Genomic DNA, 8,635 nt, shown 5'->3' on the forward strand with positions numbered 1-8,635 from the left:
ACGCGGCGAAGGCTTCCACGATCGCGTGACTGTCCTCGTACATGTGATAGCGGCTGATTCAGCCTCGCGCCATATCCACGAACCGGCTCAGATGCAGTTGGTGCGCCACCGTGATCGTGGCCGTCGGACCGTTTCGGTGCTTTCCGAGAATCAGATCCGCCTCGCCGCCACGCGGGTCGTCGCGCTCGAACGCGTCAGGGCGGTGCAGCAGGATAACCATATCCGCATCTTGCTCGAGAGAATTATGAAGACTTATGCCATTTGCCACAAAATTTTCGGTTCCAGGCACCGTTCCGTCGAAAACGTCTTGCTCGCCGAGGCTGGTGATCTCGACAATGCGGTCCCAGAAGACGTCGTTGGTGGCCAGCATCTCGATGTCGGCGTCGTCGAGGACGGTTGCGACTCGCGCGAGCCGGGAGCGGCTCGGTGAGTGCTTCCACATGGTCGAACCGCAGAAGCGGGAACCCATAGCGGCGGAGAATTCCCGATGCGTCATCTGCTTCGTCGCCAGAAGTTCGCGGACTCGGGTCCACACTTCCTTGGGCACCGTGTCGGCATTGACGTTCGGCGATATCGCCTCCAACTCCAGGCGGGCCGCTTCTGCTGACCGGCCGCGTGCGCCATGAGCTCCGATATCGCGAAGGAAGACATTCTGATTCTCGACCCCGTCGATAGTCAGGTGCCAGCACGGGCGGTAATCACCCTTGGTGACTTTCTTGATTCGCGCGTGCACGCCCAGCCGCAGCAGCAACTGTGCGACATCATCGACCAACCTGCGGCTGGTGGACGCGTAGTAGATCCTGGCTTGGCGGCCCTTCGCATCCCAACGGACCGAACCGTCGGTCGCCCACAGGTGACGTAGGAATAGCGCGACCTGATCGTTCGGCAACGCGAAGACCGGCTGCGGAACGAACTTCTCGTAACTGCGCAGACCGAAAAGGCCGAGCTCATCGAGCCACGCGGCAATCGGGTTCCGTTTACCGTGAGTGAGGCGATACGGCGCAGGCAGACGGAGCGTCGTCACTCGGGCAGCCGCGTACTCGTCACGCACAGCAGTCACGCCGAAGTGTTGTGCCGCAGACGTGACAGCGGCGAGGTTCTCCTCGTCAACGCTCGCGTAGCGGATGGGCTGTCGCTTCACGCACGAGCCGTCGCCGATCATGTGCGCGAGCAGAATCACTTCGGACTCGGCCATGCGGGTGGTGTGCACGGGTTCAGGGACCACCCGGGGGGTAGCCAGGCGGTCACCGACCGAGAGCTTGTCCAACGCGATCCAGCCGTCAACGGTGAGGAACGGATGGTTTCCAGTCGCTTCGACCTCCCGCCCGGACGCTAGACGCAGCCTGAAGACTTCCTTGCGTCCGCTGGGGAACACCTTCACCATCGGCCGCGCGACCATCCGCATTCGTTCATCGAGGGACCAGACCAGCGGCTGTTCACCTGTCGCGAGCAATTCGCCCAGCGTGGTCTCGCCGCCGGTATCCGCGCGCAGAATGCGCGTCGAGGCCGGTAGGCATCCCGATTCGCGCAGGTCGGAGACCATGGGGCGCTTGTCGGTTCGCTGTTCGGGGCCGCGGTTCAGCTGACTGATGGCGACCACCGGGACTTCGAGTTCCTTGGCGAGGAGCTTCAGGTTTCGGGAGAAGTCGGAGACTTCCTGCTGGCGGGATTCGACCTTCTTGCCGGAAGTCATCAGCTGCAGGTAGTCGACCACGACGAGCTTCAGATCGTGACGCTGCTTCAACCGGCGCGCCTTGGCCCGGATCTCCATCATCGTCAGGTTCGGCGAATCGTCCACGAACAGCGGCGCCTCACTGATCTCACTCATCCGCCGCGCCAGCTTCGTCCAGTCGTCATCACTCATCCGCCCGGACCGCATGTCGCCGAGCTTGATCTTCGCCTCGGCCGAGAGCAGGCGCATGACAATTTCGGTCCGGCTCATCTCCAGCGAGAAGATGACGCTGGCCAGGCCGTGCTTGATCGAGCAGCTGCGCATGAAGTCCATGCCGAGGGTCGAATTGTGCGTAGGGACCATCGACCGGCCCGCCAGGTACATGTGGGCGGGGTTGTCGACCTCGACGCAGCGCACGGGCAGCGGGTCGATCTTGCGCACGTCGACGATCTGCCGGGCTTCCGAGCGCGCGGTGCGTGGGACCGAATGGGCGAAGTGGTCGCGCGGGGTGCGCAGGCTGTGGGCGATCTCGCCGGTCGTGCGGACCACCGGGTGCGGCGCCAGCGTGGGAGCCAGCGTCGTCCACTGGTGCTCCTCGTCGGCGACGAGAACTGTGCCGTCGGAGAACTCGACCTCGTAGCAGGGCCGGTCCGTCATGACTTCGGTTGTGGCGACAACACGAGTCGATCGGCCATCAGGTCCGAGCAGCTCGTCCCCGACCTCGATCTCACCCATCGTGGTCCAGCCACGCGGCGTCGGCAGCGGCGTGTCCAGGGCCAGCGCTTTACCCACGCCGGGCCTGGCGGCGACGATGATCATCTGGCCGGGGTGGAGGCCGTTGGTGATCTCGTCGAGTTCGGTGAAGCCGGTGGGGACGCCGAGGGAGATGCCGCCGCGGCTGGCGATGGAGTCGATTTCGTCCATCGTCGGCTGGAGGAGTTCCTCGAGGGGGAGGAAGTCTTCGGTGGTGCGGCGTTCGGTGACCTCGTAGACCTCGGCCTGGGCGCGGTCGACGACCTCGGCGATGTCCTGGCCGTCGGCGCCGGCGTAGCCGTACTGGACGATGCGGGTGCCGGCTTCGACGAGGCGGCGCAGGATGGCCTTCTCGGCGACGATCTCGGCGTAGTAGCCGGCGTTGGCGGCGGTGGGGACGGTCTGGGTGAGGGTGACCAGGTAGGGGGCGCCGCCGATGCGTTTGAGTTCGCCGCGGCGATCCAGGCCCGCGGCGACGGTGACGGGGTCGGCGGGTTCGCCGCGGCCGTACAGGTCGAGGATGGTGTCGTAGATCGCCTGATGCGCGGGTCGGTAGAAATCGCCGGGGCGCAGGGCCTCGACGACGTCGGCGATGGCGTCCTTGCTGAGCAGCATGCCGCCGAGTACGGACTGTTCGGCCGCCATATCGTGCGGTGGCTGGCGCCCGAAATCCTCGCCGGGCGGTTCCGGCGGGTAATCGGTATGCCCACGGTCATCGACGACTGCCACCTGACTCGACCGTCCTCTCTACCCGATAGGGCTCACCCTATTGACGTCTGGTTCTACCCCCGGGGTACGACAGATTCGGCGTGTCGGACAGGCAGGACCAGCACCGTTGCCCACCCCCGGTCACGAGTTCAGTTACCGCTCCGGCATCCACCGGATCGTGACTGCTCGAGGGCTCGCGCACGGCGATGCGACGAACCTAGGCGACCGCGCATGCACATACCAAACCCACCTGTGCACACATCTGTGGATAACTTGTGGACTGTTTACCCAACGGTGTGCACCTCCTGTGCACTACTTGGGGAAAACCCTGGTCATCTACCGCAAACACGCAGATAGGTACGTATTTCCACAGCTGTGCATGTGTGGATAAATAAAGTCTCGGCGTGTCGGTGGAGTTGAACAGCCGGGCGTGTTGAGTTAACAGACGATGGACAAGCTATGAGGTGAATCACATTACGAGCGGTTGGTTTCTCCAGTGATCCACAACATGCACATCTGGGGATAACTTCTCGCGCTGTGGACAGCGCGAACCCACGCCTCGGTTGCCGAGCAGCCAGCAGAAGACAGAGCTAATCCCCGGCTATCAGCACGGGTATAGCCCGCTGAACAAACAGTGCACAGTCGAAGGCCACCCCCGTGCGGAACACGGGCGTGGCCTTCGACTCGATGTGATTCGGCGCTGGGCCGTGAACTCAGCTCTCGGCTGCGACGACGTTCAGGTCGAACGTGGCAACCACATCCGGGTGCAGGTGCACCGAGATCTTGTGCTTGCCGGTCGACTTGATGTGCGACTTCGGCAGGTCGATGCTGCGCTTGTCCAGCACCGGGCCGCCGGCCGACTTCACCGCGGCGGCGACGTCGGCCTGGGTGACCGAACCGAACAGCTTGCCAGTGCCCGCGGTCTTCACGCTCAGCGAGACCGACTCCAGGCCCTCGATGGCCTGCTTCAGCTCGTTGGCGTGGTCCAGGTCGCGCACGCGACGGGCATCCTGCGCCCGGCGAATGCCCTCGACCTGCTTCTGCGCGCCACGGCTGGCGACGATGGCAAGGCCGCGCGGGAGCAGGTAGTTGCGCCCGTAGCCGTCCTTGACCTCGACAGTGTCACCGGGGGCACCGAGGTTGTCCACATCAGCGGTCAGAATGAGCTTCATTTGCGTGCCTCCCTTGCTCAGCGAGCCGTCGACACGTAAGGCAGCAGCGCCACCTCACGCGAGTTCTTGACGGCAACCGCGATGTCGCGCTGGTGCTGCACGCAGTTGCCGGTGACCCGGCGGGCACGGATCTTGCCGCGATCGCTGACGTACTTGCGCAGCAGCGCCGTGTCCTTGTAGTCGATGTTGACGAGTCCGGTCTTGCTCTCCTTGCAGAAAGTGCAAGCCTTCTTCTTGAGCACCTTTTCGCGCGCGGGCGCTTTAGGCATGGTCTTCTACTCCGTAATCTTGGTGGCCCGTCATCGCGGGCCGATATGAGCCGTTGTCAGAACGGCGGTTCGTCATCCATGCGGCCGCCCCCGAAGGAGCCTGCCGCGGGCGCGCTGCCCCACGGGTCGTCGGCGGCACCCTGGCCGCCGGAACGCCCACCACCACTGTTGGCCTGCTGGTAGTTGCCACCACCGCCGCCGGAACCACCGGAGCCACCGGAACCGAATCCGCCGCCGCCCCCGCCGCCGCGGCTGGTCTTGTTGACCTTGGCGGTGGCGTAACGCAGCGAGGGACCGACCTCGTCGACCTCGAGCTCGACGACCGTGCGCTTCTCACCCTCACGGGTTTCGTAGGAGCGCTGCTTGAGCCGTCCGCTCACGATCACACGAGAACCCCTGGTCAGGCTCTCGGCGACATTCTCCGCGGCCTCGCGCCAGATGTTGCAGCGCAGAAACAGCGCTTCGCCGTCTTTCCATTCATTGGTATTACGGTCGAACACGCGGGGCGTCGAGGCGACGGTGAAGTTCGCCACCGCGGCGCCCGCGGGCGTGAATCGAAGCTCGGGGTCGGCCGTCAGATTTCCGATGACGGTGATGACCGTGTCGCCTGCTGCCATGAGGTTCCTCCTGCTCGGTGTGCAGTTCCCGGGTGCACTCGCTTGTCGTGCTAGAGCCTAGAGACAGGCACCGACCAAACACGGGTCAAACGAGGACCGAAAGAACTACTTGTCGTGGCGCAGGACCTTGGTGCGCAGCACCGACTCGTTGAGACCCAGCTGGCGATCGAGCTCGCTCACGGTGGCGGGCTCGGCGGTCAGGTCGATCACGGCGTAGATGCCCTCGGCCTGCTTGCGGATCTCGTAGGCGAGCCGGCGGCGGCCCCAGATGTCGACCTTGTCGACCTTGCCGCCATCGGTGCGAACCACGCTGAGCATGTTCTCCAGGTTCGGACCAACGGTGCGCTCGTCCAGGCTCGGGTCGAGGATGACCATTACTTCATAATGACGCACGGACCAATCACCTCCTGTGGACTAGGAAACGGCCACGGACGGTCCGTGGCAGGAGGGTCGTCGCGTCAGCAACCCGGCAAGGTTACCTGACCAGGTATTGACCGGCGAAATCGATCCCCCCGCCACTACGCTGATCGGTATGCCGAACGGACCCGCAGCAGGCGAGCTGGTCGCCGGTCGCCTGCCACGGGTGGGGGCGGCAACCGTCGCGGTGCTGCTGTGCGGGCTGACGCTGCTGGCCGCGTTCTGGAACAAGGCGCGGTGCGCGGGGGCGCCGTTCCGCCAGGACGGGCGTTCGGTGGCGTTCGATCTGTTCAAGGATTCGCGGGTCTGTTATTCCGATATCCAGTTCCTGTGGCTCGGCCGCGATATCGACCAGCACGTCTTTCCTTATATTCACGGCGGCATCACCGGTGACGGTGCGCTGGTCGGTGGCGCGGTCGAATATCCGGTGCTCAGCGGGCTGCTGATGTGGGTCGGTGCGCTGCGCGCCGACAACGACGCGATGTTCCTGCTGCATTCGGCGTTGCTGCTGGCGCCGTTCGCGCTGCTCACCGCCTGGCTGCTGGGCCGGATGGCCGGCTGGCCCGCACTGCTGTGGGCTGCCGGGCCGCCCCTGGTGCTCTACGCATTCCACAATTGGGAACTGCCGGTGGTGTGCACGGCAGTCGCGGCGGTCTACGTCATGACGATGCTGCCACGCTGTTCACTGCGCACGCGGGCGGTGCTCGCGGCGGTGCTGCTCGCGATCGGGTTCTGCCTGAAGCTGTATCCGGGGATATTCGTCCTGCCGTTGATGGCGTATGTGCTCACGGGTGGGGCCGATGCCGCGGGCACGGGCCTGCGCGATCGTCGTTTCGACGTGCGTGGTGCGCTGCTGACGGGTGCGGCGGCGCTGGCGACGGTCGTGGCGATCAATCTGCCGTTCGCACTGGCCGGGTACGAGGGCTGGCGGGCCTCGTTCACCTTCCAGCAGTTGCGGCAGGCCGACATCACCACCAATTCGATCTGGTACTGGGGTCTGCGGCCGCTGTTCGGGCCGGCCGCGGTGGACGAGGAGAATTTCCAGCAGGTGGTCTCGGGTGCCTCGCCGGCCTTGATCCTGCTGTCGTTCGTGCTGGCTATGTGGCTGGGGTGGCGGCGGTTCAGCACGACGGGTGTGTTCCCGTGGGTGGGTGTGAGCGGCGCGATGCTGTGTGGATTCCTGTTGTTCCACAAGGTGCATTCCCCGCAGTACACGCTGTGGATCATTCCTTTCCTGGTACTGCTGCGGGTCCCGTGGACGTTGGTCGGCGCCTATCTGGTGGCGGACGCGGCCATCGGCGTCGGCGTGTTCCGGTACTTCTATGCCCTCGGCACCGGCAATTCGGTGGAACTGACCGAGGCCATCGTCCAATTCGGGGTGTGGGGCAGGGCCGGGCTGCTGCTCGTGCTGTTCTTCGTCTTCGTGCGAGCGGCCCCGCGCGTCGAAAGACCCACCGTCCCACCGGCTCCGCGGCGCGACTCCGGCGAACTGGTACCCGTCGGCTGAGGGCCGACAATGGTGCGATGAACGAACCTGGCGACATCACAACGACTCGCACCGGCTACGACGGCGTGGCCGGGCTCTACGCCGACCTCGTCGCGGGCCACCTCGAGCGCAACCCCTTCGAGCGGGCCATGCTCGGCATTTTCGCGGAACTGGTGCGCGAGAACGGGTCCGGCCCGGTGGCCGATATCGGCTGCGGGCCCGGCCGGTTGACGGCGCATCTGCGCGAACTCGGTCTCGATGTGTTCGGTACGGATCTCTCGCCGGAGATGATCGCGCTGGCCGAACAGTCCTACCCCGGTCTGCGCTTCGAGGTCGGCACCATGGAGCGGCTCGGGATTCCGGACGGCTCGCTGTCCGGGCTGCTCGCCTGGTACTCGATCATCCACCTGCCACCGCGGCGGGTGCCCGAGGTCCTCGCCGGTTTCCACCGGGTGCTGACCGATGGTGGGTACGCGCTGCTGGCCTTCCAGGCGACGGACCCGCCCGCATCCATCACCGCGTTCGATCACAAGGTCGCCGCGGCCTACCGCTGGTCGCCGGAACATCTGCTCGAACTCCTGGTGGCCGCGGGTTTCGCGCCGGTGACCCGGATGGTGCGCGCACCGCAACCGGATGAACGGTTCGATCAGGCCTGTGTGCTGGTGAGAAAGGACCCGGGCGTGGCGGCCTGAAATTTCCCCTCCCTAGCAAAACTAGAACGTGTTACATTCGATGCATGGCACCGACGCCGAACGATGACGCCGCGTACGCACACTGGCGATTAATGCGGTACGCGGCGTTTTCGAACACGAAGTGCCGGGCAGGAGGCTTACCGGACAACGTCCGGCGAGCCGAACATTATGCAACCCGTTCCAGGGCATAGGGAGACCAGAACCGCCATGCGTACCGAAATCTGCGACCGCCTGGGGATCGAGTTCCCCATCTTCGCCTTCACCCATTGCCGCGATGTGGCGGCCGCGGTCAGCAATGCCGGCGGTCTCGGAGTGCTCGGCGCGGTGGGCTTCACCGCCGAACAGCTCGAGGTCGAGCTCAGCTGGCTCGACGAACACGTCGGCGACAAGCCATACGGCGTCGACCTGGTGATCCCGTCGAAGTACGAGGGCAAGGGCATCGACGGGCTCTCGCCCGAGGAGCTGGAAGCCGAACTCGCCAAGCACGTTCCGCAGGGCCACCGCGATTTCGCGGCCAAGCTGCTCGCCGATCACGGCGTGCCGGAACTGCCGGAAGACGAGGTGCATCCGCAGCTGCTCGGCTGGACCGCCACCACCGCGGCACCACAGATCGAGGTGATCCTGCGGCATCCGAAGGCCAAGCTGGTGGCCAACGCACTGGGCACCCCGCCGCCGGATGTGGTGAGCAAGATCCAGGAGTCGGGCCGGTTGATCGGCGCGCTGTGCGGTTCGGTCAAGCATGCGCTCAACCACAAGGCCGCCGGTCTGGACTTCGCGGTCTGTCAGGGCACCGAGGGCGGCGGGCACTGCGGCGAGGTGTCCTCGCTGGTGCTGTGGCCGCAGGTGATC

At 65.3% G+C, this 8,635-nt stretch carries 8 protein-coding genes; 3 read left to right on the plus strand and 5 right to left on the minus strand.

The features are described from left to right. Positions 1–58: 58 nt before the first annotated feature. From RJ05_RS25520 to rpsF, 5 genes are all read right to left on the minus strand, one after another. A complete protein-coding gene (locus tag RJ05_RS25520) occupies positions 59–3,154 on the minus strand; it encodes a replicative DNA helicase (protein ID WP_036541616.1) in 3,096 nt (1,031 codons plus the stop codon). Between the two features lie 692 nt (positions 3,155–3,846). Next, on the minus strand, positions 3,847–4,305 hold the full coding sequence (gene rplI / locus RJ05_RS25525; protein ID WP_014353660.1) for a 50S ribosomal protein L9: 459 nt from the start codon (positions 4,303–4,305) through the stop codon (positions 3,847–3,849). A gap of 17 nt (positions 4,306–4,322) precedes the next feature. Further along, the gene (gene rpsR / locus RJ05_RS25530; protein WP_036541619.1) at positions 4,323–4,574 is read right to left on the minus strand and encodes a 30S ribosomal protein S18; all 252 of its coding nucleotides are present in this window, start codon (positions 4,572–4,574) and stop codon (positions 4,323–4,325) included. Between the two features lie 56 nt (positions 4,575–4,630). Beyond that, positions 4,631–5,191 carry a single-stranded DNA-binding protein gene (locus RJ05_RS25535; protein ID WP_036541621.1) on the minus strand — a complete coding sequence of 187 codons (561 nt, stop codon included), beginning with the start codon at positions 5,189–5,191 and terminating at the stop codon, positions 4,631–4,633. A gap of 105 nt (positions 5,192–5,296) precedes the next feature. Beyond that, complete coding sequence (gene rpsF, locus RJ05_RS25540; protein WP_036541623.1) at positions 5,297–5,584, minus strand: 30S ribosomal protein S6; 288 nt, start codon at positions 5,582–5,584, stop codon at positions 5,297–5,299. 139 nt (positions 5,585–5,723) lie between these two features. Between rpsF and RJ05_RS25545 the strand changes: the two genes are divergently transcribed. From RJ05_RS25545 to RJ05_RS25555, 3 genes are all read left to right on the plus strand, one after another. Beyond that, entirely contained in the window at positions 5,724–7,115 is a 1,392-nt protein-coding gene (locus RJ05_RS25545) for a glycosyltransferase family 87 protein (RefSeq protein ID WP_085996288.1), read from the plus strand. Between the two features lie 17 nt (positions 7,116–7,132). After that, entirely contained in the window at positions 7,133–7,786 is a 654-nt protein-coding gene (locus tag RJ05_RS25550) for a class I SAM-dependent DNA methyltransferase (RefSeq protein WP_036541626.1), read from the plus strand. 207 nt (positions 7,787–7,993) lie between these two features. Next, positions 7,994–8,635, plus strand: a 642-nt coding sequence (locus RJ05_RS25555; protein ID WP_036541628.1) for a nitronate monooxygenase, incomplete at its 3' end; no start/stop codon positions are given.

Source organism: Nocardia cyriacigeorgica NBRC 100375, from assembly GCF_000308555.1.
GTDB lineage: Bacteria > Actinomycetota > Actinomycetes > Mycobacteriales > Mycobacteriaceae > Nocardia > Nocardia cyriacigeorgica.

Excerpts from the sequence above, each read along its gene's own strand:
- rplI (WP_014353660.1), bottom strand. The coding sequence starts at position 4,305 with ATGAAGCTCATTCTGACCGCTGATGTGGACAACCTCGGTGCCCCCGGT.
- rpsR (WP_036541619.1), bottom strand. The coding sequence starts at position 4,574 with ATGCCTAAAGCGCCCGCGCGCGAAAAGGTGCTCAAGAAGAAGGCTTGC.
- RJ05_RS25535 (WP_036541621.1), bottom strand. The coding sequence starts at position 5,191 with ATGGCAGCAGGCGACACGGTCATCACCGTCATCGGAAATCTGACGGCC.
- RJ05_RS25545 (WP_085996288.1), top strand. The coding sequence starts at position 5,724 with ATGCCGAACGGACCCGCAGCAGGCGAGCTGGTCGCCGGTCGCCTGCCA.
- RJ05_RS25550 (WP_036541626.1), top strand. The coding sequence starts at position 7,133 with ATGAACGAACCTGGCGACATCACAACGACTCGCACCGGCTACGACGGC.